This window comes from Streptomyces sp. HPF1205 (genome assembly GCF_020400825.1).
Classification (GTDB): domain Bacteria; phylum Actinomycetota; class Actinomycetes; order Streptomycetales; family Streptomycetaceae; genus Actinacidiphila.
Genome location: NZ_JAINVH010000015.1, coordinates 73,007 through 95,051 on the forward strand (window position 1 = coordinate 73,007; position 22,045 = coordinate 95,051).

The window sequence follows — 22,045 nt, forward strand, 5'->3', positions numbered from 1 at the left end:
GATTGCTTTTGTGTCCGGACTCTGGTGGGTCCGATCGCTACACCACTATTCCTGTTCCAACGTGTTCAGCAAGTAGCTCTTTTGCACACAGCTCCCAACGTGTGCAGGGGGAGGACCCACCACCGATGCAGACCAAACCCAAGGCGCTGGTCGTGATGAGCGGGCAGAGCTTCGCCGCGCACTTCGACGCCGAACGGCTTGCCCGCCTGGCCGAGCTGGTGGACCTCGGTGAGCCGCTCTGGACCGACGACCTCGAACGGCCCGCCGCCCGGGCGCGGTTCGCGGCGGCCGAGGTGCTCCTCACCTCCTGGGGCGCCCCCCGCCTCACCGCGGAACGCCTGGCCGCCGCCCCCGGGCTGCGCCTGGTCGTGCACTGCGCCGGCAGCGTACGCGGCCTGGTCGGTGGCGAGGTGTGGCAGCGCGGCGTCCGCGTCACCAGCGCCGCCGACGCCAACGCCATACCGGTCGCCGAGTACACCCTGGCGGCGATCATCTTCGCCGGGAAGAAGGCGCCCTTCCTGGCGGCCGACGAACGGCGCGCCTACCAGGGCTGGGGGACGGTCACCGGCTACGGCGACCTGTCCAACTTCGGCCGGACGGTGGGCATCGTGGGCTTCTCCCGGATCGGCCGCAAGGTGGTCGACCTGCTCAAGGTGCTCGGGCGGACCACCGTCCTGGTCGCCGACCCGTACGCCGACCCGGCAGAGGTGGCCAGGGCCGGAGCGGCCCTCGTACCGCTGGACGAACTGCTGCCCAGGGCCGACGTGCTCTCGCTGCACGCGCCCGAACTGGCCGAGACCCGGCACCTGATCGGCGCCGCGCAGCTCGCCCTGCTGCCCGACCACGCCACCGTCATCAACACCGCCCGCGGCAGCCTGGTCGACTCCCAGGCGCTGGCCGCCGAGTGCGCCTCGGGACGGCTCTTCGCCATCCTCGACGTCACCGACCCCGAGCCGCTGCCCGTCACGTCACCGCTGCGCAGGCTGGCCCGCGTCATGGTCACCCCGCACATCGCCGGCTCGCTCGGCACCGAGATCGGCCGGCTGACCGACCACGCGCTGGACGAACTCACCCGCTTCACCGCCCGCCGGCCGCTGCAGGCCGAGATCACCGAGGAGCACTGGGCCCTCGGCCTGAGCGCCTGAGCGCCCGGCCGCCGAGCTGCCCGGCCGCCCGACCGCCCGACCCGTGAGCCCGCCGGACCCCCGGACCACGCCAAGGAGCCGCACACCATGAGGAAGATCCCCGCCAGAATCCTGCCCGTCGCCACCGCCGTGGCGCTGCTCGGCGCCGCCGGCTGCGGCGGCGACGGCTCCGGCAGCACCTCCGACGGCCGGACCGTCGTCAAGATCGCCGTGTGGAACTACGCCAAGACCCCCGAGTTCAAGGCGCTCATCGACGGCTTCGAGGCGAAGTACCCCAAGATCGACGTGCGGCCGGTGGACATCCTCGCGGACAACTACTCCGACAAGGTCACCACCATGCTGGCCGGCGGCGACAGGACCGACGTGCTCACCATGAAGAACGTCACCGACTACGCCCGCTACGCCACCCGCGGCCAGCTGGCCTCGCTGACCGACTACGCCACGACCCTGGACAAGGCGTCCTACTCCGGCCTCGGCGACTTCGACCTCAAGGGCCAGTACTACGCGCTGCCGTACCGCAACGACTTCTGGGTGCTCTTCTACAACAAGGCCCTCGTCGGCGGCACCGACCTGTCCCACCTGACCTGGTCGCAGTTCGACTCGGTCGCCAAACAGCTCACCAAGGGCTCCGGCTCGTCCAAGGTGTACGGCACCTACCTGCACACCTGGCGCTCGGTGGTCCAGGCGATCGCCGCCGCCCAGACCGGTGGCGACCTGCTGGGCGGCGACTACTCCTTCTTCAAGGACCAGTACACGATGGCCCTGGACCTCCAGAAGGCCGACGCGACCATGCCGTTCGGCACCGCCAAGAGTCAGAACGTCGGCTACGACTCGATGCTCACCACTCACAAGGCGGCGATCGTCCCGATGGGGACCTGGTGGGCCGCCGCGCTGCTGGCGGAGAAGTCCCAGGGCGCCAACGACGTCGACTGGGGCATGGCACCGATGCCGCAGATCACCGCCAACGGGAAGACCGTCACCTTCGGATCGCCGACCGCGTTCGCGGTGAACAAGCACGCCCGCAACGCCGACGCCGCCACCAAGTTCGTCGAGTGGGCCTCGGGCCCCGAGGGCGCCGCCGCCATCGCGAAGATCGGCGTCGTACCGTCCTACACCGACGGCAAGATCCTCGACGCGTTCTTCGGCGTCAAGGGGATGCCCACCGACGCCCTGTCCCGCAAGGCCATGCGGCCCGACACGGTCAAGCTGGAGATGCCGGTGAGCGACAAGTCCTCCGACGTCGACCAGATCCTCACCGAGGAGCACGAACTGGTGATGACCGGCGAGAAGTCCGTCGACAAGGGCATCGACGAGATGGACCACCGAGTGAAGACCGAAGTCCAGTGAGCGCCGCCGACGCCCGTGCGGCCGCGGAGGCCCGGGCCGGGACCACCGCGCACGCCGCCGCCGCCGCGCGGCGGCGCCGCCGCCGGGGCATCCTGGTCGGCTGGAGCTTCGTGCTGCCCAACTTCCTCGGCTTCGCCGCCTTCACCCTCGTTCCCGTCGTCGGCGCCCTGCTGGTGTCGTTCACCGACTGGAACTCCTACAGCTCGCCGCACTGGGTCGGCCTGGCCAACTTCCGCCGGATGTGGCACGACGACAACTTCCGTACCGCACTGGAGAACACCTGCTGGTACGCCGCCGGGCACATCCCGCTGACCCTGGCGGCCTCGCTGGGCCTGGCCGTGCTGCTCAACCAGAAACTGCGCGGGGTGGGCATCCTGCGCACCGCGTTCTTCTTCCCCTACGTCACCTCGCTGGTCGCGGTGGCCGTGGTGTGGAACATGCTGCTCAGCCCCGATGTCGGCCCGGTCAACCAGATCCTGCGGCACCTGGGCGTCGCCCACCCGCCGGGCTGGACCACCTCCACCGACTGGGCGCTGCCCGCGCTGATCGTCACCAGTGTGTGGCGGGACATGGGCTACTACATGGTGCTCTACCTGGCCGGACTGCAGGCCATCCCGGCCGAGCTGTACGAGGCGGCCCGGGTGGACGGGGCCGGCCCCTGGCAGCGCTTCCGGCACATCACCCTGCCGGGCCTGCGGCCCACCACCTTCTTCGTCCTGGTCATGCTGACCATCTCCAGCTTCAAGGTCTTCGACCTGGTGCAGGTGATGACCGAGGGCGGCCCCGGCCGCTCCACGCTGGTGCTCTCCCAGCTGATCTTCCGCGAGGGCATCACCCACGGCCGGTTCGGCTATGCCTCGGCGATCTCCCTGGCGCTGTTCGCCATCTGCCTGGTGATCACCCTCGCCCAGTTCCGGCTCCAGCGAAGGAGGGAGCGGTGAACACCACCCTGCTGCCCGGTGACCGCGCCCCGGCCAGGACGCTCCGCCGGGCCGGCCGCGGGCCGGCCCGGCGCCCGCCCCGGGCCCGCCGCATCGCCGGCCGGGTCCTGCTGTACGCGCTGCTCATCGGCCTCGCCGCGGCGATCATGCTGCCGTTCGCCTGGATGCTCTCCTCATCGGTGAAGGCCGATCGGGACGTCTTCACCGTCCCCGTCCACTGGATCCCGCAGAGCTGGCACTGGGACAACTTCGTCCACATCTGGACGGACATCCCGATGCTCACCTACCTGAAGAACTCGCTGATCCTCAGCGTGGTCATCACGGTCCTCCAGGTGCTCACCGGCAGCTTCGCCGCCTACGGCTTCGCCAAGGTGCGCTTTCCCGGCCGCGACGCGCTGTTCCTCGGCTACGTCGCCACCATCGCCGTGCCCTGGCAGGCGTACATGGTGCCGCAGTACATCATGATGCAGAAGCTCGGCCTGGTGAACACCCGCCTGTCGCTGATCCTGCTGCAGGCGTTCGGCGCGTTCGGCGTCTTCCTGATGCGCCAGTACTACCTGACCATCCCGGACGAGATGAGCGAGGCCGCCCGCCTGGACGGGCTGAGCGAGTACGGCATCTGGGCCCGGATCGTGCTGCCGCTGTCCCGGCCGGCCCTGGCCGGCCTGGCCCTGCTGACCTTCGTCAACACCTGGAACGACTACATGGGCCCGTTCATCTACCTCACCGACAACGACCTGTGGACCGTGCAGCTGGGCTTGCGTTCGTTCGTCGGCATGTACGACTCCCGGTACGCGATGATCATGACCGGCTCGGTGCTGTCCGTCCTGCCGATCCTGGTGGTCTTCCTGCTCGGGCAGCGCTACTTCGTGCAGGGCATCGCCACCAGCGGAATGAAGTGAGGTGCCTGAGATGAGCGGTACGGACACCACCGCCCGGTGGCCGCGCCTCAATCCCGCGAACAGTTCCTGGGACCTGATCTGGACACACGTCCACCGGGTCCTGGTGGTGAACCTCGGGGTCGCGGCCACCAACCTGCCGCTGCTGGTGGCGCTGCAGCGGGACCACCGGCCCTGGCACCACCCGGTGGTCTTCGCGGTCCTCGCACTGGGCACCGGCCCCTCGCTGGCCGCCGCCTTCGGGTACCTGCGGCTGGCCGACGAGGAGGACCGCCCCCCGGCCGCCGCCTTCGCCCGCGCCTACACCCGGCTGCTGCGGCGGGCGCTCACGCTGTGGACCCCGCTGGTGCTGCTGGCCGGCATGGCGGCCGCCGACGCGGTCTTCCTGAGCCACCGCGCGCCCGGCCCGGCCCTGGCCCTTGTCCCGCTGCAGGCCGTGGTCGCGCCGGCCGCGGCCGGCTGCGGGCTGGTGGCCATGGCGTTCGCCGCGGACGACGCGGGTGCCGCCGTCCCGCGCACGCTGCTGGCCGCGGCGTACGCCATGCTGCGGCGCCCGGTCCTGGCCGTGACGAACCTGGTGCTGGCGGCGGCCGGCCTGGCGGCCGTCAACCAGGCGCCGCTGTACGGGCTGGCCGTCGTCCCCGGCTGCGTGCTGTACGTGGTCTGGCGCAACTGCCGGGCCCTGTCCGCCGTGGTCGGCGCGGCGGCCGGCGGGTCACTCGCGGGGATCAGGCCGGGCCGGCGGGAGCGTCGTAGACCAGGCTGTACCGCCAGAACAGGCGACGCCGGATCCGGGCGCCGGGCAGCTCTTGCGCGGCCGCGGCCCGGATGTCGCCCAGGGTCTCCCGCGCATCGGCGGTGGGCGCGGTCATGTGCAGGGGCGGCGCGGCGGCGCGAGCCGGATGCTTGATCAGCCCCATAACCGGATTCAGGAGCACCGACAGCAGGGAGACGAGCAGATCGGCACGCCCGGTCTGCCGGTAGCAGCCGACGACCACCAGGCGCCCGCCCGGGGCGAGGCAGTCGCGCAACTCCCGCAGCGTGGGCGCCAGCGGCATGTGGTGCAGGACGGCGACCAGGGTGATCGCGTCGAAGCGCGCCCGCGGGCCGCGGCCGTCGAAGCCGGCTTCGACGACGGTGACCGCGGGGTCGTCGGCGAACCGCTCCGCCGCGGCCCGGGCCATCCGGGGATCGGGTTCGAGCCCGGTGACCGTGGCGGCCCGCTGCCGCAGAAGTGCGACGAGATTCCCCGCCCCGCACCCGACGTCGAGGACGTCGCGGGCCCCGGCCTCCGCCACCCGGGCCGCGATCCAGGGGCCGTAGTGGTCGTTGTGGCTCCACGGGTGCCGCTGATTGAAACGGTGGAGGCGGGAACGCAGTGCCATGAGGCCACGGTAGACGGGAGCGACGTACCGCTCGGGCGTGGGGCCCAGCCGTCCCGGCGTCCCGGCGTCACGCCGAGCCCAGGATGACACTTGCAAGCGATGTGCTTGCAAAAGTTAGCGATGCGCGGCATGGTGGAGTCATGGGTGCGCTGAAGCTCGGGGAGTATCTGCGGGAGCAGCGGCGCAACGCGCAGCTCAGCCTGCGGCAGCTCGCGGACGCGGCAGGGGTGTCGAATCCGTATCTGAGCCAGATCGAGCGCGGGCTGCGCAAGCCGAGCGCGGAGATCCTGCAGCAGCTCGCCAAGGCGCTGCGCATATCCGCGGAGACGCTCTACGTGCAGGCGGGGATCCTCGACGCACGGGAGCGGGACGAGCTGGAGGTCCCGGCCGCGATCCTCACGGACCCGTCGATCAACGAGCGCCAGAAGCAGGTGCTCATCCAGATCTACGAGTCCTTCCGCAAGGAGAACGCCGCCGCCGCGGCGGCCGGCGAGCACGACGAGCGCGGCCGGAACGACGAGCGCGGCCCGAACGGCCAGTACGACGAGAACGACGAGAACGACGAGTACGGCGAGAACGACGAGAACGACGAAGCAGTGGAGGCGGGGCGGCACGAGGCGCCCGGCCCCGCGGGGAAGGAAACGCACCATGACGATCACCGATGACATCAGGAAGAGCTTCCGCGACCCGACGCCGCTCTACGCGGTGGCCGGAGCGGCGGACCTGGCCGCCGAGAAGCTGCGGGAGGTCCCGCCGCTGATCGGGCGGATCCGCGAGCAGGCGCCCGAGCGGATCGAGAAGCTGCGGGCCACCGACCCCAAGGTGGTCCAGGAGCGGGTCACCGCACAGGCCAAGGACGCCCAGACCAGGATCAACCAGACCTGGCACGACCTGGACCTGAAGGAACTGCGGGACCTGAGGAAGATCGGCGAGTCCGTGCAGAACGCGGCGCTGCAGGGCGTGGGCCGTGCGGCCGGCGCCGCCGTGGCGCTGCGCGAGACGTACGACGACCTCGCCGTGCGCGGCAAGGGCGCCGTCGCGAACTGGCGCGGGCAGGCGGCCGACGAGGTGGTGGAGATCGCCGCCGCCGTCGAGCCCGACAAGTCCCCGGCGGCCCGCAGGAGCGAGGCGGCGAAGAAGCCGGCGGCCCGCAGGACGACCCCGCGCAAGCCGGCCGCGAAGTGAGCCCGGGCGGGCCGGCGGGCGGCCCGCCCCGCTCCGCGGCGCCCCCGCCCGGCGGGGCACCGAATGCCGAGCCGGGTCGTTGTCCTGACGGGACCGGTACCGTGGGGGCCGGAAGCCAACCGACTGAGGCGGTGGACGCGTGCTGATCACAGGGTTCTTCGGGGTGGTCGCCCTGCTCTCGTGGGCGCTCTTCCTGCTCGCGCTGTTCGCGTTCGTGGACGCGGCGATCCACCGCGAGGACGCGTACCGGGCGGCGGACAAGAACAGCAAGCCGTTCTGGCTGGTCATCCTGGGCATCGCCGCCGTGGTGATGAAGTTGTTCTCGGTGCTGTCGTTCCTGCCGGTCATCGGCCTGGTCGCGGTGATCGTGTACATGGTTGACGTACGCCCCGCCGTGCGCGCGGCCTCCGGCCGCGGCGGCGGGCGCGGCTCCTGGCGCCGCAACCGCGGAAGCAGCAGCGACGGTCCGTACGGCCCCTACAACGGCCGCCGCTGACCCGCCGGCTGACGACGGCCGGCGTACGCGCTCGCCCGACGGCCGCCGCCGACCCGCCGGCCGACGTGGCTGAAGGCCGCGCGGCCCTCGACGGCGGACCGGTCCGGCCGGGCCGCCGTACCGCCCGTCAGGCCTGCCGCTCCAGCAGCACCACGGCCACGTCGTCGGTCAGTTCGCCGCCGTTCAGCTCCCGTACCTCGGTGACGGCGGCGTCCAGGAAGGCCTCGCCGCGCAGGCCCGAGGCGAGCAGGCGGGCGGCCAGTTCGACCATGCCGTCCTGGCCGAGCCGCCGGGTGTCCTCGCCGACCCGGCCCTCGATCAGGCCGTCGGTGTAGAGCATCAGCGCCCATTCCCCCGAGCCGAGCGCGACCCGCACCCGCTCCCAGGAGGCGTCCGGCAGCAGCCCGATGGCCGGGCCGCCGTCCTCGTACGGCAGCAGGGCCGGCACCCGGCCGGGGGCGGCGAACAGCGGCGCGGGGTGGCCGGCCAGGTGCAGCCCGGCCGAGCGGCCGTCCGGCGCGATGTCCACCAGGCACAAGGTGGCGAAGACCTCCTCGCTCGCCCGCTCGTGGACCAGCACTTCCTGCATCGTGCGCAGCAGCGACTCGCCGCCGAGCCCGGCGAAGGTCAGGGCCCGCCAGGCGATGCGCAGCTCGACGCCGAGGGCCGCCGCGTCCGGGCCGTGCCCGCACACGTCGCCGATCATGGCGTGCACGGTGCCGTCGGGGGTGCGGATGGTGTCGTAGAAGTCGCCGCCGAGCAGCGCGCGGCTGCGGCCGGGGCGGTAACGGGCCGCGAACCGCAGCCCCGTCGCCCCCTGGAGCAGCGGGGTGGGCAGCAGGCCGCGTTCCAGGCGGGAGTTCTCCTGCGCGAGCAGGCGGCTCTCGGTGAGCTGGCGCTGGGCGAGGTCGGCCCGCTTGCGCTCCATGGCGTAGCGCACCGCCCTGGTCACGGTGGGCGCGTCGATCTCGTCGCGCGAGATGTGGTCCTGGGCGCCGACGCGCACGGCCTCCGCCGCGTGCGGGTCGTCGGCGCCCTCGGTCAGCACGAGGACCGCCGTGTTCGGCGCGAGGCGCCGCACCCGCGGCAGCGCGTCGAGCACGTCGGGCAGGTCGAGCAGGACGCAGTGCACGTCGTCGGTGAGGAGGCGGGCCGCCGCGGTGAGGTTGCGGGCCCGCAGGATACGGATGCGCGGGCCGCCGCCCTCCTGGAAGTACGGGGCGGTGAACGCGCCGTTCGGGTCGTCGCCCACCACGAGCACGGTCAGCGCCGCCGGTCCGCCCGTGCTCTGGCGCTGCCGGGGGAGGGTCACGGCGGTGGGCTCGTCGCGCGGGGCGCGTGTCTCGGCGGCCTCGCCCGCCTCGATCGCCTTGCCGGCCCCGGTGGCCCCAGCGGCCTCACCGGGTTCGGCGGCGGTGGCGCGCTCGGCCCGGTTGTCGCGGCCCGCGCTCCCGGAGGCGGGGCCCCGGTCCTCCGTGGGCACGACCGGTCCGCCCGCTGCCCCGGGACCGGTGGCAGGGGGCCGCTCAGTGCCGCGCCTTGCGGACATCAGCCGACTCCTTCCCTCCCCCGAGGGCCTTCCGAGACCCTAATGGCTGCGCGAGGCGGGACGGGAGAGCCAGTTGTAAACGGTCAGTGTCATATGCGGAGGTCAGCGGGCGATTTCGGCGCGGATGTGCCGATCCGCACATGACAAACATCACGCGCACCCGCCGCAACCGTGGCCCCGGCCCGACCCACTTGCGGGTTCGCGCCCCGTCCGACGCCCCGTCCGACGCCCCGTCCGGCGCCCCCTGCAGCGCCCGTCCGGCGCCCCGTACAGCGCCCCAACAGGCCCTCCGCCGGGCGCCCGCGAGGCCCGCCCGCACGCGAGGCCCACCCGCCCGCACGCCCCCGCGGCCGGGCCCGGGCCCGCCCTCACCCTTTCGGCGCCAGGGCCTCCCACCGCACCGTGACCTCGCCCTGCCGCCACCGCCCCGGCCCGTCCGCCACCGGCCATCCGGCCGCCCGCAGTGCCCGTACCGAGGCCATCCAGCGCTGGCGCGCGCCCAGGGCGGACAGCGGGGCGGCGGCGGCCCAGGCGCGGTCGAAGGCCGTCAGGAACGCGTGCACGGGTTCGCCCGGCACATTGCGGTGGATGAGCGCCTTCGGCAGGCGCTCGGCCAGGTCGGACGGGCGGGACAGGGAGCCCAGACGGGTGGCGAAGGTGACCGTGCGGGGGCCCTCGGGGCCCAGCGCCACCCACACGTGGCGGCGGCCGATCTCGTCGCAGGTGCCCTCGACCAGCAGCCCGCCGGGCGCCAGCCTGCCCCGCAGCCGCGCCCACACCTCGGCGACCTCGGCCTCGTCGTACTGCCGCAGCACGTTCGCCGCACGGATCAGCACGGGGCGGCGCCCGCCCGGCAGCGGCACCTCGAAGCCGCCGTGCGCGAAGGTGAGTCCGTCCCGGGCGTACGGCAGGGCCGCCGCGACCCGCGCGGGGTCGATCTCCAGGCCGACCACCGCGAGGTCCGGCCGGATCCGGCGCAGCCGGCCGAGGAGTTCCACGGCGGTCCAGGGCGCGGCCCCGTACCCGAGGTCCACCGCGAGGGGATCGGCGGCCCTGCGCAGCCCGGGGCCGTGCGCGGCGGCGATCCAGCGGTCCATGCGGCGCAGCCGGTTGGGGTTGGTCGTGCCGCGCGTCACCACGCCGACCGCCCGTACCGCGCCCACCGCCCGTACCACGCCACCCATGCGGACGAGGGTAGCCGCAGCGGTACGGGGCACCCGTAGGTCGCGGCGGCCGCTCCCGCGATCCGGGCCCGCGGCGCCGCCCGGCACCTGCCGGCGCTCCCGCGGCACCGGACGGAGGCGGCACGTATCGGTTTGGCGACAACGGCCGCGTCCCGGAAATGGAATGTCCGATTCCGATGTTGTGCGGAGTTGACGGCCGCCACCCGGCCGCCCACCCGGTCGCCATGCGGACCCTCACGGGACCGACCGGCACGCACGTCATGCACGAACGGCCCGGCACGACCGGCGGAAGGAACAGCGAACGTGACCACCTACACGTCCCGGCTCGGAGCGCTGCGCGCCCGCCCGCACATCCGCTGGGGGGCCGGGCGGCGGGTGCGGCGCGTGGCGATGCTGAGCGTGCACACCTCGCCGCTGCACCAGCCCGGCACGGGCGACGCGGGCGGCATGAACGTGTACGTCGTGGAACTCGCCAAGCGGCTGGCCGAGCAGAACGTCGAGGTGGAGATCTTCACCCGGGCCACCACCGGCGGCCTGCCGTGCAGCGTGGAACTGGCCCCCGGCGTGCTGGTCCGGCACGTGGACGCGGGGCCCTACGAGGGACTGGCCAAGGAGGAGCTGCCCGGCCAGCTCTGCGCCTTCACCCACGGCGTGATGCAGGCCTGGGCCCGCCACCGCCCCGGCCACTACGACCTCGTGCACTCCCACTACTGGCTGTCCGGCCACGTCGGCTGGCTGGCCGCCCAGCGCTGGGGCGTCCCGCTGGTGCACGCCATGCACACCATGGCCAAGGTCAAGAACGCCTCGCTCGCCGAGGGCGACTGCCCCGAGCCGCCGGCCCGGGTGATCGGCGAGACGCAGATCGTCTCGGCCGCCGACCGGCTGATCGCGAACACCGCGGAGGAGGCCCGCGACCTGGTCCGGTACTACGAAGCCGCGCCCGGCAAGGTCTCCGTCGTCCACCCCGGCGTCAACCTCGACCTGTTCCGCCCCGGCTCCGGCCGCGCCGCCGCCCGCGCCCGGCTCGGCCTGCCCCACGACGCCGTGATCCCGCTGTTCGCCGGCCGCATACAGCCGCTGAAGGCCCCCGACGTGCTGGTCCGCGCGGTCGCCGTACTGCTGGAGCAGATGCCCTCCCTGCGCGACCGCCTCGTCGTGCCCGTCGTGGGCGGTCCGAGCGGCAGCGGCCTGGCCAAGCCGGAGGCGCTGCACAAGCTGGCCGCCCGGCTGGGCGTGAGCGACGTCGTACGGTTCCAGCCGCCGGTCGACCAGATCCGGCTCGCGGACTGGTACCGGGCGGCGACCGTGCTCGTCATGCCGTCCCACAGCGAGTCCTTCGGGCTGGCGGCGATCGAGGCGCAGGCGTGCGGCACCCCGGTGGTCGCCGCGGCGGTCGGCGGGCTCCCGGTCGCGGTGCGCGACGGGCACACCGGCTTCCTCGTACCCGGCCACGACCCGCGCGCGTACGCGGAGGTGCTGCGCCGGTTCGTGGACCACCCGCACCTGGTCGACCGGCTCGGCGCGGCGGCGGCCCGGCACGCCCGCGACTTCGGCTGGGACGCGGCGGCGGCGGACACGGCCGGGGTGTACGCCGAGGCGGTCCACGACCACCGCCGTCGCCTACGATCGGCCCATGGCTGAGGACGTACGCGGCGGGGTACCCGAGGGCGCGCCGGGCGGCGCGCCCGCCGAGGAGGGCGCCCGCCGGGCCGTCGAGCAGGCCCTGGCGGAAGCCGGCCTGGAGTGGGAGTCGCCGCGGCCCGGCACCTATGTCACGCAACTGCCCGGCACCCGGAAGCTGTCCACCACCTGCCAGATGGTGGTCGGGCGGCACACCCTCTCGCTCAACGCCTTCGTGGTCCGCCGCCCCGACGAGAACCACGAGGCGTTCTACCGCTGGCTGCTGGAACGCAACCTGCGCCTGTACGGCGTCAGCTACGGCGTCGACCGGCTCGGCGACGTCTACCTGAACGCCCGGCTGCCGCTGGCCGCCGTCTCGCCCGCCGAGGTGGACCGGCTGCTCGGCGCGGTGGTGGAGAACGCCGACGGCTCCTTCAACACCCTCCTTGAACTGGGCTTCGCGACCTCCATCCGCAAGGAGTACGCCTGGCGGGTCTCCCGCGGCGAGTCCACTCGCAACCTGGCCGCGTTCAGCCACTTGACCGGCGAGCGGGAGTCCTGACGGCGGTCGTACGGGGGGTGGGCGCGGGGCGGGTGCCGCGCGGGTGACCGTCCCGACGGCTTCGCGCGGTTGCCTGCCGTGCGGTTGCTCGCCGCGCGGCGCGTTCAGCCGGTGACCGGCTCCTCCCGGGCACCCGCGGAGGCGTCCGGCAGGGCAGCCGGGAGGACATCCGCCGTGCCGTCCGCCGTGCCGTCCGCCGGGACATCCGCGGTGGCGGCCGGCGGGAGCGGGGCGGGGGAGGCGGCGGCGCGGACGCGCAGCAGCAGGTAGTAGCCGGTGGCCGCGGCCGTGCCGACCAGGGCGCAGCCGGCCCAGACCGCGTCGCGGCCGAGGCGGTCGTAGGCCAGGCCGCCCAGCAGCGGGCCGGCGAAGGTGGCCGCCGACCAGGCGAGGCTGTAGACGCCCTGGTACCGGCCGCGGGCGGTGGCGGGGGCGAGGTCGGAGACCACGGACATCGAGGCAGGGGCGTGCATGATCTCGCCCAGCGTCCATACGGCGACGGTGAGCGCGTACAGCCCGAACGTCCCGGCGAAGGCGGTCAGGCCGAGCCCCCAGGACAGCACCAGCGACCCGATGGCCAGCAGGCTCGCGCTGGAACGGCCGCGCAGCAGCCGCGTCACGGGGAGCTGCAGGATCACGATCACCACCCCGTTGACGGCGGCGGCCAGCCCGAACTGGCGGCTGCTCAGCCCGTGCGCGCCCATGTCGACGGCCAGGGTGGAGTTGCCCTGCTGCATCACGCTGCCGAGGAGGAAGGTGCACAGGACCATGACCATGAAGCGCTGGTCCCGCAGGACATCGACGAGGCGGGTGGCCGTACGGGGGCCGGCCGGCGCTGTCCGCACGGTCCGCGCGGCCTGCGTGGACTGCCTGGCGTGAGCGCGGGAGGCGGCCGGGGCCCCCGTATCCGCCGCGGCCGGCAGGGATTCGCGCACCCTCACGTACACCACCAGGGCGCACACCACCGTGCTGAAGGCGTCGCCGAGGAACAGCCACAGATAGCCGGCCGAGGCGATGAAGCCGGCCGCCGCGGAGGACACGCCGAAGCCGATGTTGATGGCCCAGTAGTTGAGGGAGTAGGCGCGGACGCGGTCGGCGGCCGGGACCACGTCGGCGATGATCGCCTGCACGGCGGGGCGGGAGGCGTTGCTCGTCAGGCCGACCGCGGCCGCGACCAGGGCGATGGCCGCGGGGTGGTGCACCAGGCCGAGCAGGGCGGTGGTGGCGGCGGCGCCGAGCTGCGCGGCGAGCATGGTGCTGCGGCGGCCCACCCGGTCGGCGAGCACCCCGCCGAGCACGGCGCCGGCCGCGCCGCCCAGCCCGAAGAGCCCGGCCACCAGGCCGGCGTACGAGGCGGAGTAACCGCGCTGGACGGTGAGGTAGAGGGCCAGGAAGGTGACGACGAAGCCGCCGAGGCGGTTGACGAGGGTGCTGGTCCACAGCCACCAGAACTGCCGTGGCAGTCCGCCCGCCGCCTCGCGCATGCCGCGTGACAGTGCCACGTCGTGCCCTCCCCCGTAATAGCCGCAATCGCCGTCGGCAGATTACAGAGGGCTCCGGTGAGGCGCCACGGCATTTCGATTAGGCTCAGCGGCATGGCTGCTGCTGCGTACAAGCTGATCCTGCTCCGCCACGGCGAGAGCGAGTGGAACGCGAAGAACCTGTTCACCGGGTGGGTGGACGTCAACCTGAACGAGAAGGGCGAGAAGGAGGCGGTCCGGGGCGGCGAGCTGCTCAAGGAGGCCGGCCTGCTTCCCGACGTGGTGCACACCTCGCTGCTGAAGCGGGCCATCCGCACCGCCCAGCTCGGGCTGGAGGCGGCCGACCGCCACTGGATCCCCGTGCACCGCACGTGGCGCCTGAACGAACGCCACTACGGCGCCCTCCAGGGCAAGGACAAGGCGCAGACCCTCGCGGAGTTCGGCGAGGAGCAGTTCATGCTGTGGCGCCGCTCCTACGACGTCCCCCCGCCGCCCCTGGCGGACGGCGCCGAGTTCTCCCAGTTCGACGACGCGCGCTACGCCACCGTCCCCCCGGAGCTGCGCCCGCGCACCGAGTGCCTCAAGGACGTCGTCGACCGGATGCTCCCCTACTGGTACGACGCCGTCGTCCCCGACCTGCTGGCCGGCCGCACCGTCCTGGTCGCGGCCCACGGCAACTCCCTGCGCGCCCTGGTCAAGCACCTCGACCAGATCTCCGACGCCGACATCGCCGCCCTCAACATCCCCACCGGCATCCCCCTGGTCTACGACCTCGACACCGCCTTCCGCCCCACCACCCCGGGCGGCACCTACCTCGACCCGACCGCGGCAGCGGCAGCGATCGAGGCGGTCAAGAACCAGGGCAAGAAGTAGGTCTTCCAGCCGACAATACCCCCGACCTGCGGTTTCGTCCGCGGGGCGGGGGCATGAATGCGTTCTGGGCCGTGTGTGGGCCGTGACTCTTCCCGTGGCTCGGACTGTGGCAGGTCGTTACGGCCTGGCCATGAGATCCAGTGGTTCGAGAAGCGACGGCCCCAGGGCCGAGCGCATCTACCGGTATGCTTTGCACGCTTCACTTCTCTTCCCCTGAACTCCGTTCGGGGCGACGCGAGTTCGCAGGCCCCGGCCCGGCGAGCGGGTCGGTCGGAAGAGGAAGGAGGCGGTGGGATGGGTGAGAAGCCCAAGCCCCGAAGGCCGTGGACCGGCGCCGAAAGGTGGCAGGTCTGGTTGGCGGGTGCTGGTCTGATCATGACCATCGTCACCAGCATGGCGCAGTTAGTGCGGTGACCATGCTGCGCGTGAGGACGGTAGCGACCGGAAGCCATACATGCGGCGAGCCCGGTCTGCGGAGGAGCGACCGGGCTCGGTAACGCGCAACGGGCCTGGTTCCGGCGGCATCCGGGGCCGGGCCCTTCTTGCATCGTTACGTTCACTGCGCCGACATACTGCGCAAGCGACACGGGAATCCTACTGCAAAATAGCCAGTTATTCAGAGGCCCCGTTGCCTCTGAAGCTAACGCGCAGTACCAGGACGCCGTGACGGGTGGTACACCGAGGCCACAGCCTTCCGCGTCCGTTCCTGGCTGGTCGGCATCAGATGCGCGTACACCCGCAGGGTGAGCCCCGGATCCGAGTGCCCGAGGTACTCGGCCAGCGCCTTGACGCTCTCGCCCGCGTCCAGCAGCACGGAGGCGTAGAAGTGCCGGAGCGCGTGCATGCCGTGCTCCCGCGCGAAAGCGTGCTCCTGACCCTTGGCCGGCACCGGGATGACCCCGGCCGCAGCGAGCGCAGGCTTCCAGGCGTCGGGGTTGAACGAGCTGCGCCAGACGTGCCCCACCCATGGGCCCGGTGAAGACCAGCTTCCTGGTCGCCAGCGGCCCGCTCGCCACCTTCCACGGCAGCGTGACGTCCACCGGCGGGAACCGCTCCATGTGCGCTCGTAAGGCATCCGTCACGGGACCGGGCAGCGGCACGTCCCGCAGCTTCCCGCCCTTCGGGGGAGCGAACACAGCCTTGCTCCGGCTGAGCTTGAGCTGCTGCACTACGTGCACCGTGTCCGCCTTGAAGTCGATCGCGTCGACGGCGATGCCCAGGATCTCGCCTTGCCGCAAGCCGCGGCGCGCACCCAGGTCGACGGTCGCCTGATACCGCTCCGACAGAGCCGCCCGCACGGCGAAGACCCGCTCAGCCGTCCGGGGCGCGACCCGCTTGATCTCGGCTGTGGGCGCCTTGACCGAGCGCGCGGCACACGGGTTCGTCGGCAGATGACCGTCGTCCACAGCCGCGCTGAGCACGCTGAAGCAACTCCTCCCGCGGGTGTGTCCAGTAGACGGCTGATCCACTTTTGTGTGTAGGGGGCCGGTTGACGGCCGGTGTGAGGGGCCTTCGAAGGCGATCTGGAAGGCGTTCAGGGCTGCCTTCCAGCGCATGGTCCACCGCTTGCGGCCCTTACCGGTCGGGTCCAGGCTCACCAACGCCATGTAGACGCACTTCAGGGCGGGCCCCTTCGAGTGCCGCTCGGGGGAGCAACTCCCCAAGGGGTGACAGCAGTACAACACCCAGATCGCGTTCGTCGAGCAGATGACCGTGCGTATCTCGACGTCGAACGAGAGGAAGGGCACGAACTCGGCCCGGGCGTTCTCCCAGAGCCGGATGACCGCCGGTCATGCCGTCGAAGCGATCAACCGTCAGGAAAGCGGCATTCCCGCCACCATCACCGCGTACACCGGGGAGTCCGGGAACGGCTGACGCTCGCCCACCTTGCGGAGACCCCAGGACTCGTACAGGGCCTGAACTTTCGGGTGCTCGACATCGACCAGGAGCACGACGAGGTCCTCATCCCGATCGGCGAGGAGGGCACGGGTGAGGCGCTCCGCCAGTCCCGTGCCCCGGTACTGGGGACGGAGTGCCAGCTCGGAGAAGGAGAAGGTCCGGTCCTTCTCCGGGGCGGGCTTCAGGTGCTCGCGCCACCACTCGCGCTGCGGGGTGGCCGGAGCGCCGTAGGCGAAGCCCACCGCTTCGTCACCGGAGTACGCGATGACGCACGCGAAGCCGGGGTTGCCACCCCAGTGGTCGACGAACCAGGGGAACCGCTCGTCGAACTCGGACATGTTGTCCTTGTACGCCTCGGCGTGGATGTCGATGATCGTCTGCCGTATCGCCGCGAGGTCCCCGTGCCTGAAGTGCCGAAGGTCGATAACGGCGGTCGTCATGCACGACTCCATTCAAGTCGGAAGCGATCTCCCCACTGTCGCGTGACGGGGGCGTTGGGCGCCAGTGTGATCAAGTCACGGTAGTAGTCGCCGAGCAGCGAACGCATCCGGCCTGGCAGGGGGGTGCCACTCATCAGACCGAAGACCGAGGCGGCCGTGTCGCACGCCTGGTCCACATCCCGCTGGTGGAGCTGCGCCAAAGCGAGCCGGGCGGTGGCCAGGGCCCGGTTCCGGCGAAACTGCTCCGGGATCGCGGACAGCGCCTGGTGCGAGGCGGCCTCGGACTCCGCGGCGTCCCCGATGCGGTCCCGGACGATGGCGGTGATGGCGTTCAGCTCAGCCGGCCCGTAGAAGGCCATCCAGCTCGGACGGGGCTCGGCCTGGTCAGCCTTGGCGAGCGCCTCCCTGGCGTGCCCCAGGGACCGCAAGGAGGCCTGCCGGTCGCCGAGGTTGGAGTGCCCGACAGCCGTGCGCGCGTGGGCGAGGGAGGCGAACAGCGGGTCACGGCGGGTGATGGCGGTGGCCTGGGCGGCCTGGGCGGAGTCGACAGCCTGAGTGAAGTCCTGCCGCTGGTGCGCCAGCATGGCGAAGGAGTTCCAGACCCGCAGCTCGACGATGGAGTCCTGGGCCAGCCCAGCTAGATACAGGGCGCGGCTGAGGTGCCGTTCGGCCCGGTCGGAGTGCCGGGCGTCCAAAGCCGACCAGGCCGCTGTGGCGGTGTAGTCGGCGGCCACGGAGAACAGGCGCTGCCTGATCCGCTGAGAGGCCGCCTGGTGTTGCATCTCGAGCGCCCGGGACGCCCCGACCAGAGCAGCCTGTTCGAGGCTTTCGTGGCCGCCTCGGGTGTCATCGAGGGCCATCAGATCGTCAAGACCGTTGCGGAGACGGATCACATCGGTGATGCCGACCATCGACCGCCTGGAGCTGATAGGGGTGACCATGGCCGCGGTCGTGCCGGTGGTGGCCATCAGGAAGTTTCGGCGCCTCACGTGCTGCTCCGGTTCGGTGGCGGGGCCCGGGCGACCGGGCGGGACGAATCCCAGTTCCTCGGCCTCACGGCCGAATACTGCCGCCAGCGCTTCCCGTTGCCGAGGATGGGGCCACCGGGTTTTTCCGGTCAGCCAGAAGCGCACTGTGCGGTCGCTGACCGATCCCTCGTGACCCCTGGCGCGTAAGTATGTGTTCACGGCGTCGGCCAACTCGCCTTGCGTCAGGCCCGCCTCGCGCAGTGCGCCGGTGAGGACTTCGTTCTCCTCCACGCACCGAACGTAGCGACACAGGACCTGTCGGTAGAAGCGCTGGACCGGGAATTTCCGGTGACCGCGACTGCACGACCCGTCGATTCTTCCTCCTCGCCGCGGACCGGTGGTCGTTGACTGAAACGGCCCACCCGTACTCACCGAGGTCGAGATGCCAGTGAGCAGCGTCGCACGCCCTACGGGACACCCCGGCTACACCCAAATCCTGCCGTGCGCGGCGGTACGCGGAGCGAGGACGGGGCCTGGCTCTCATCGAGCTGCTGACGGACCGCTGGGGAACCGAGGTGCTGCCCTTCGGAAAGCGGGTCCGGGGTGTGCTCAAGGAGCAGCAGACCGTCACCGTGTGACGGGCGATCGACCAGAGAGGTGAATCATGGAGTCGTTTGAGCGAGCCCGCCTGGATACCTACTTCAGCAAGATCACATCCCAGTTCCGCCCGGAGGAACAGCCCGCGTCGTTCCTCGTCACGCACCTGCTTCCCGAGCGCCCGAGCTTCGTCCGCGCCGTCGGTGCCGCCTCCGACCTCCGGGCCGTGCTCCCCAAGCCCAAGTCCATCGCTCTGTCCGCCCAGCGCGAGGTGGAGACCGTCGCGCAGTGCGACCCGCTCAGCCGGGACCTGTTCGCAGACCAGGACCGGACCCTGGAGTACTTCGAGAACCGAGCGCGCGGCGAGCGCCTCGTCCTCCTTGACGTCGGCGGCTACTTCGCCCCAACCCTCAATGCCATGGGGGACCGCTTCTCCGGGACGATCCTCGGCGTGATCGAGGACACCGAGAACGGCCACAAACGGTACGCCGAGCTGGACAAGCTCCCCTGCCCGGTCATCTCGGTGGCCCGCTCCCCGCTGAAGGACCCCGAGGACTTCCTCGTCGGCCAGTCCGTGGTCTTCTCCACCGAAGCCCTCATGCGGAGCCGGGGCGACATCCTGCACGGCCGGCCCGCGCTCGTCATCGGCTTCGGCAAGCTCGGCTCGTCCATCGCCCGCCTGCTGCACGCCAAAGGTGTCCAGGTCACGGTTTACGACATCGACCCGATCCGGCGCACTCAGGCCCTCTCCCAGGGCTTCACGGTCGCCCGGGACCGGGACGCCGCCCTGCACAACGCGGGCCTGGTCCTGTGCGCCACCGGGGCCGTTTCGCTCCGCAGCGAGGACTTCTCCACGCTCCGCAACGGGGCGTACGTCGCCACCGTCACCAGCAGCGAGGACGAGCTGGACCTGACCACCCTCCCTGCCGTGTACGACCGCACCAGGGACACGGAGCACGTCACCCGTTACCAAACCACGGGCCACTACTTCTACCTGCTCAACGGCGGCAACGCCGTCAACTTCCTGCACGGCGCCAGCGTGGGGCCGTTCATCTTCCTCGTGCAGGCCGAGATACTCGCGGCCATCCGGATGCTCGCCCGCGGCGACCTCACGGCCGGTATGCACGAGGTGTCCGCCGCCGACCGGGCCGTCATCGCCCACACCTGGCTGACGTACTTCAACCGCTAAGGGGACCTGTGACCATCACCGCCCAGCACATCCGCGACACCCTGACCGCCTACCTGGACCAGCGTCCTGAGGACAAGGACTCCATCTCGGCCCTCACCGACGCCCTGGAGGCCACCGCCGAGACGATCACCTCGCGGAAGGAGTTCCAGGGGCACGTCACGGCCGGAGCCCTGCTGCTGCGTGCCGACGGCCGCGTCCTGCTCGTGGAGCACAAGGCCCTCGGCAAGTGGCTTTTCCCCGGCGGGCACCTGGAAGAGGACGACGAGAGCCTCATGAGGGCCGCCCTGCGGGAGCTGGCCGAGGAGACCGGCATCGACCCCGGCCTGGTCACGCTCGTCAGCCCGGTGCCCCTGCACATCGACGTCCACCCCATCCCGGCCAACCCCTCCAAGGACGAGCCGGACCACATGCACTTCGACTTCCGGTTCCTGTTCCGCACCGATGCCGACGTCGCCGCTCTCCAGGCCGAAGAGGTCCTTGACTACTCCTGGCAGTTCGCCGACCAGATCACCGCCGAGCCGCTCCGCAGCCGCCTGCTGGCCGTCCCGACGCGCTGATCCCCCATACGGCCCGCCCGACCGCGCTCCCCCGTCGCGGCGGCCGGGGCCTTCCTTGCGATCACCCCTCAAACGACCCGGCTCCCCGGCCCAACCGGGTGATCGTCAGGTGCCTCGGCGCAGGCTTCTTCGCCATGAACCCCCTGGGGCGGGTTGGACTGTCAGTATTCGTTCAGGGAACTCGGGGCGGGTCGCGGGGGGCGTGTCAGGGTGATGTCGATCGGGTCCCGGGACTGCTCGGTGAAGCCGTGGCGCTCGTACAGGCGGCGGGCGGGGCTGCCCTGGAGGACGTGGAGGCGGACGGGGGCGCGCTCGGTGTCGGTACGTTCGAGGAGGGCGCGCAGGACGGCCGAGCCGAGACCGCGGCCCTGCTGGTGCGGGGCGAGATAGAAGTGCTCCAGCCACCACCCGTCCCCGGCCGGGCGGAGGGTGACGCAGCCCGCGAAGGCGCCGCCCACCTCGATGACCGACGTGTGGAGCGGGGAGAAGGAGTCGCGCAGGCGCTGCCGTACCCGGTGCTCGTCGTAGCGGCCGAGCCGCTCCAGGTCCGGGCGCATCACCACCGCCCGCAGCTCCGCGATCACCTCGATGTCCCCTGGCACCGCCGGGCGCAGCGCCCAGTCCGCGGCATCCGGCCGGCCGGACCGTGTCCCGTCCGGCGCCTCCGTACTCGTGTCCATGGCCGGAGTATTCCGGAGTTTCCAGGAGCGGGCCCGGGGACCCGGCGCGAGTGCGAAGCTCAGATCGTCATCAAGTCCGGTGTCGCGGGCCGCGGCCCGGGCAACACTCGGGAAGCAGGGCCCGGGCAACGGGCACGGAAGCGGGGGTACGGGGGGTTCGGATGTTGGTGTTCGTCGTGGTGTTCGTCGTGATCGTCGGGTGCGTGGCCCTGGCGGGCATCTGCGGCGCGGTGGCCGCCGGGAGGCGCGGTGGGCGGCGTGGGGGCCAGGGCCGGGGGGACCTCCGCTTCGAGGAGGATTCCGCCGGGCGCCACCACGGTCTCGGAGGTTCCGCCGCCGATGCCGCCGGCTGGAGCGGCGGGAACGGGGACACCGGGCACGGGAGCGGGCACCATGGACACCACGGGCACAGCCACGGACACGCCGGGCACGTGAGCGGGCACGGGCACGCCGGTCACGGGCACGGCGGGGCGGACGCGGGTGGCGGGTTCGCCGGAGGGCACGGAATGAGTCATGGGGGCGGTCACCACGGGTGAGCGCTGAAACGGCCCTCCATGCGTGAGGCCCTGCCCGACGGGATCGGGCAGGGCCTCACACCCGACGCCTGGAGGCGTCGGCGTCCGGTGCCGTTCGTTCGTCCTCCGTTCGTCCGTTCGTACGGACGACACGGCTCAGTGCGTGCAGCCGCCGCACTGGCAGGGGCGGCCCGACTGGCAGCCGCAGCCGCAGCCCGAGCCGCAGCCGCAGGCGGCGACCAGGGGGAGCGGGGCGCGCAGCAGAGCGGCGTCGGGCGGGGACTGGTCGCGGACAGGCTGTGGCGTGGCGGATTCCGGCATGGGAGCACCCTCCTCTGGCTGACCTACCAGGCAGTCAACCGCCCGGCACTCCCGCGCATCAACGGCGCACAAGGGCAAACCGCCCGCGTGCACCGACCCCGCGCGCCCGCGCGCACACCGCCCGGCCGCCGCGCGCCCAGCGCACCCCGCCCGTCCCGTAGCGCCCGCTCACCCCGCCGCCCGGCCCCAGGCGCCCCCGCGCGTACCGGCCG

General features: G+C 72.2%; 20 protein-coding genes and 1 pseudogene. 12 read left to right on the top strand and 9 right to left on the bottom strand.

Annotated elements, in window-relative coordinates; genetic code table 11:
* Window positions 1-125: 125 nt before the first annotated feature.
* The 4 genes from K7G61_RS18810 to K7G61_RS18825 all read left to right on the top strand — a co-directional run bounded on the left by K7G61_RS18810 (window position 126) and on the right by K7G61_RS18825 (window position 4,335).
* A complete protein-coding gene (locus tag K7G61_RS18810) occupies window positions 126-1,145 on the top strand; it encodes a hydroxyacid dehydrogenase (protein WP_225848042.1) in 1,020 nt (339 codons plus the stop codon).
* Window positions 1,146-1,232: 87 nt separating this feature from the next.
* Window positions 1,233-2,492, top strand: coding sequence for an ABC transporter substrate-binding protein (locus K7G61_RS18815; protein ID WP_263984541.1), 1,260 nt, complete (start codon window positions 1,233-1,235; stop codon window positions 2,490-2,492).
* Window positions 2,489-3,433, top strand: coding sequence for a carbohydrate ABC transporter permease (locus K7G61_RS18820; RefSeq protein ID WP_225848043.1), 945 nt, complete (start codon window positions 2,489-2,491; stop codon window positions 3,431-3,433). Before K7G61_RS18815 ends, K7G61_RS18820 begins: the two co-directional genes overlap by 4 nt.
* Entirely contained in the window at window positions 3,430-4,335 is a 906-nt protein-coding gene (locus tag K7G61_RS18825) for a carbohydrate ABC transporter permease (RefSeq protein WP_225848044.1), read from the top strand. The genes K7G61_RS18820 and K7G61_RS18825 overlap by 4 nt, the downstream gene beginning before the upstream one ends.
* A 725-nt stretch (window positions 4,336-5,060) precedes the next feature.
* Here the strand turns inward: K7G61_RS18825 and K7G61_RS18830 are convergent.
* Entirely contained in the window at window positions 5,061-5,717 is a 657-nt protein-coding gene (locus tag K7G61_RS18830) for a bifunctional 2-polyprenyl-6-hydroxyphenol methylase/3-demethylubiquinol 3-O-methyltransferase UbiG (RefSeq protein WP_225848045.1), read from the bottom strand.
* A 140-nt stretch (window positions 5,718-5,857) separates the two neighbouring features.
* On the opposite strand from K7G61_RS18830, the gene K7G61_RS18835 reads away from it, so the two are divergent.
* The 3 genes from K7G61_RS18835 to K7G61_RS18845 all read left to right on the top strand — a co-directional run bounded on the left by K7G61_RS18835 (window position 5,858) and on the right by K7G61_RS18845 (window position 7,398).
* A complete protein-coding gene (locus K7G61_RS18835; RefSeq protein ID WP_225848046.1) occupies window positions 5,858-6,382 on the top strand; it encodes a helix-turn-helix domain-containing protein in 525 nt (174 codons plus the stop codon).
* Window positions 6,366-6,902, top strand: a complete 537-nt coding sequence (locus tag K7G61_RS18840; protein ID WP_225848047.1) for a hypothetical protein — start codon at window positions 6,366-6,368, stop codon at window positions 6,900-6,902. The genes K7G61_RS18835 and K7G61_RS18840 overlap by 17 nt, the downstream gene beginning before the upstream one ends.
* Window positions 6,903-7,041: 139 nt before the next feature.
* On the top strand, window positions 7,042-7,398 hold the full coding sequence (locus tag K7G61_RS18845) for a DUF2516 family protein (RefSeq protein WP_225848048.1): 357 nt from the start codon (window positions 7,042-7,044) through the stop codon (window positions 7,396-7,398).
* 127 nt (window positions 7,399-7,525) lie between these two features.
* Here K7G61_RS18845 and K7G61_RS18850 read toward each other — a convergent pair whose 3' ends face one another.
* Together K7G61_RS18850 and K7G61_RS18855 are read right to left on the bottom strand one after the other, a co-directional pair.
* On the bottom strand, window positions 7,526-8,947 hold the full coding sequence (locus K7G61_RS18850) for a PP2C family protein-serine/threonine phosphatase (protein WP_225848049.1): 1,422 nt from the start codon (window positions 8,945-8,947) through the stop codon (window positions 7,526-7,528).
* Window positions 8,948-9,315: 368 nt separating this feature from the next.
* A complete protein-coding gene (locus tag K7G61_RS18855) occupies window positions 9,316-10,131 on the bottom strand; it encodes a class I SAM-dependent methyltransferase (protein ID WP_225848050.1) in 816 nt (271 codons plus the stop codon).
* Between the two features lie 303 nt (window positions 10,132-10,434).
* Between K7G61_RS18855 and mshA the strand changes: the two genes are divergently transcribed.
* Both mshA and K7G61_RS18865 read left to right on the top strand, forming a co-directional pair.
* Window positions 10,435-11,772 (top strand): D-inositol-3-phosphate glycosyltransferase, encoded by a 1,338-nt coding sequence (gene mshA, locus K7G61_RS18860; RefSeq protein WP_225848051.1) that lies wholly within the window; start codon window positions 10,435-10,437, stop codon window positions 11,770-11,772.
* Window positions 11,765-12,313, top strand: a complete 549-nt coding sequence (locus K7G61_RS18865; protein WP_225848052.1) for a YbjN domain-containing protein — start codon at window positions 11,765-11,767, stop codon at window positions 12,311-12,313. The genes mshA and K7G61_RS18865 overlap by 8 nt, the downstream gene beginning before the upstream one ends.
* A gap of 104 nt (window positions 12,314-12,417) precedes the next feature.
* On the opposite strand, the gene K7G61_RS18870 is transcribed toward K7G61_RS18865, so the two are convergent.
* Entirely contained in the window at window positions 12,418-13,797 is a 1,380-nt protein-coding gene (locus K7G61_RS18870) for an MFS transporter (RefSeq protein WP_263984561.1), read from the bottom strand.
* A 111-nt stretch (window positions 13,798-13,908) separates the two neighbouring features.
* Here K7G61_RS18870 and K7G61_RS18875 point away from each other — a divergent pair, with 111 nt between their 5' ends.
* Entirely contained in the window at window positions 13,909-14,667 is a 759-nt protein-coding gene (locus K7G61_RS18875) for a phosphoglyceromutase (protein ID WP_225848054.1), read from the top strand.
* A gap of 640 nt (window positions 14,668-15,307) precedes the next feature.
* On the opposite strand, the pseudogene K7G61_RS18880 reads toward K7G61_RS18875, so the two are convergent.
* The 3 genes and pseudogenes from K7G61_RS18880 to K7G61_RS18890 all read right to left on the bottom strand — a co-directional run.
* Window positions 15,308-16,091, bottom strand: a pseudogene (locus K7G61_RS18880) (tyrosine-type recombinase/integrase); the annotation flags it as partial.
* Between the two features lie 390 nt (window positions 16,092-16,481).
* Window positions 16,482-17,006 (bottom strand): GNAT family N-acetyltransferase, encoded by a 525-nt coding sequence (locus K7G61_RS18885; RefSeq protein ID WP_225848055.1) that lies wholly within the window; start codon window positions 17,004-17,006, stop codon window positions 16,482-16,484.
* Window positions 17,003-18,265 (bottom strand): helix-turn-helix transcriptional regulator, encoded by a 1,263-nt coding sequence (locus K7G61_RS18890; protein ID WP_225848056.1) that lies wholly within the window; start codon window positions 18,263-18,265, stop codon window positions 17,003-17,005. The genes K7G61_RS18885 and K7G61_RS18890 overlap by 4 nt, the downstream gene beginning before the upstream one ends.
* Window positions 18,266-18,638: 373 nt before the next feature.
* Between K7G61_RS18890 and K7G61_RS18895 the strand changes: the two genes are divergently transcribed.
* Window positions 18,639-19,760 (top strand): adenosylhomocysteinase, encoded by a 1,122-nt coding sequence (locus K7G61_RS18895; protein WP_225848057.1) that lies wholly within the window; start codon window positions 18,639-18,641, stop codon window positions 19,758-19,760.
* An 8-nt stretch (window positions 19,761-19,768) separates the two neighbouring features.
* Window positions 19,769-20,317, top strand: coding sequence for an NUDIX hydrolase (locus K7G61_RS18900; RefSeq protein WP_225848058.1), 549 nt, complete (start codon window positions 19,769-19,771; stop codon window positions 20,315-20,317).
* 161 nt (window positions 20,318-20,478) lie between these two features.
* Here the strand turns inward: K7G61_RS18900 and K7G61_RS18905 are convergent, their stop codons facing one another.
* Both K7G61_RS18905 and K7G61_RS18910 read right to left on the bottom strand, forming a co-directional pair.
* Window positions 20,479-20,997, bottom strand: coding sequence for a GNAT family N-acetyltransferase (locus tag K7G61_RS18905; RefSeq protein WP_225848059.1), 519 nt, complete (start codon window positions 20,995-20,997; stop codon window positions 20,479-20,481).
* Between the two features lie 671 nt (window positions 20,998-21,668).
* Window positions 21,669-21,833: a hypothetical protein gene (locus K7G61_RS18910; protein WP_225848060.1), complete on the bottom strand. Its 165-nt coding sequence runs from the start codon at window positions 21,831-21,833 to the stop codon at window positions 21,669-21,671.
* Between the last annotated feature and the right edge of the window lie 212 nt (window positions 21,834-22,045).

What these genes read in the sequence shown, in the direction of transcription:
- K7G61_RS18865 (WP_225848052.1), top strand. Translation starts at nt 11,765, where the DNA reads ATGGCTGAGGACGTACGCGGCGGGGTACCCGAGGGCGCGCCGGGCGGC.
- K7G61_RS18905 (WP_225848059.1), bottom strand. Translation starts at nt 20,997, where the DNA reads ATGGACACGAGTACGGAGGCGCCGGACGGGACACGGTCCGGCCGGCCG.
- K7G61_RS18830 (WP_225848045.1), bottom strand. Translation starts at nt 5,717, where the DNA reads ATGGCACTGCGTTCCCGCCTCCACCGTTTCAATCAGCGGCACCCGTGG.
- K7G61_RS18895 (WP_225848057.1), top strand. Translation starts at nt 18,639, where the DNA reads ATGGAGTCGTTTGAGCGAGCCCGCCTGGATACCTACTTCAGCAAGATC.
- K7G61_RS18835 (WP_225848046.1), top strand. Translation starts at nt 5,858, where the DNA reads ATGGGTGCGCTGAAGCTCGGGGAGTATCTGCGGGAGCAGCGGCGCAAC.
- K7G61_RS18850 (WP_225848049.1), bottom strand. Translation starts at nt 8,947, where the DNA reads ATGTCCGCAAGGCGCGGCACTGAGCGGCCCCCTGCCACCGGTCCCGGG.
- K7G61_RS18870 (WP_263984561.1), bottom strand. Translation starts at nt 13,797, where the DNA reads ATGCGCGAGGCGGCGGGCGGACTGCCACGGCAGTTCTGGTGGCTGTGG.
- K7G61_RS18885 (WP_225848055.1), bottom strand. Translation starts at nt 17,006, where the DNA reads ATGACGACCGCCGTTATCGACCTTCGGCACTTCAGGCACGGGGACCTC.
- K7G61_RS18855 (WP_225848050.1), bottom strand. Translation starts at nt 10,131, where the DNA reads ATGGGTGGCGTGGTACGGGCGGTGGGCGCGGTACGGGCGGTCGGCGTG.
- K7G61_RS18910 (WP_225848060.1), bottom strand. Translation starts at nt 21,833, where the DNA reads ATGCCGGAATCCGCCACGCCACAGCCTGTCCGCGACCAGTCCCCGCCC.
- K7G61_RS18815 (WP_263984541.1), top strand. Translation starts at nt 1,233, where the DNA reads ATGAGGAAGATCCCCGCCAGAATCCTGCCCGTCGCCACCGCCGTGGCG.
- K7G61_RS18840 (WP_225848047.1), top strand. Translation starts at nt 6,366, where the DNA reads ATGACGATCACCGATGACATCAGGAAGAGCTTCCGCGACCCGACGCCG.
- K7G61_RS18810 (WP_225848042.1), top strand. Translation starts at nt 126, where the DNA reads ATGCAGACCAAACCCAAGGCGCTGGTCGTGATGAGCGGGCAGAGCTTC.
- K7G61_RS18875 (WP_225848054.1), top strand. Translation starts at nt 13,909, where the DNA reads ATGGCTGCTGCTGCGTACAAGCTGATCCTGCTCCGCCACGGCGAGAGC.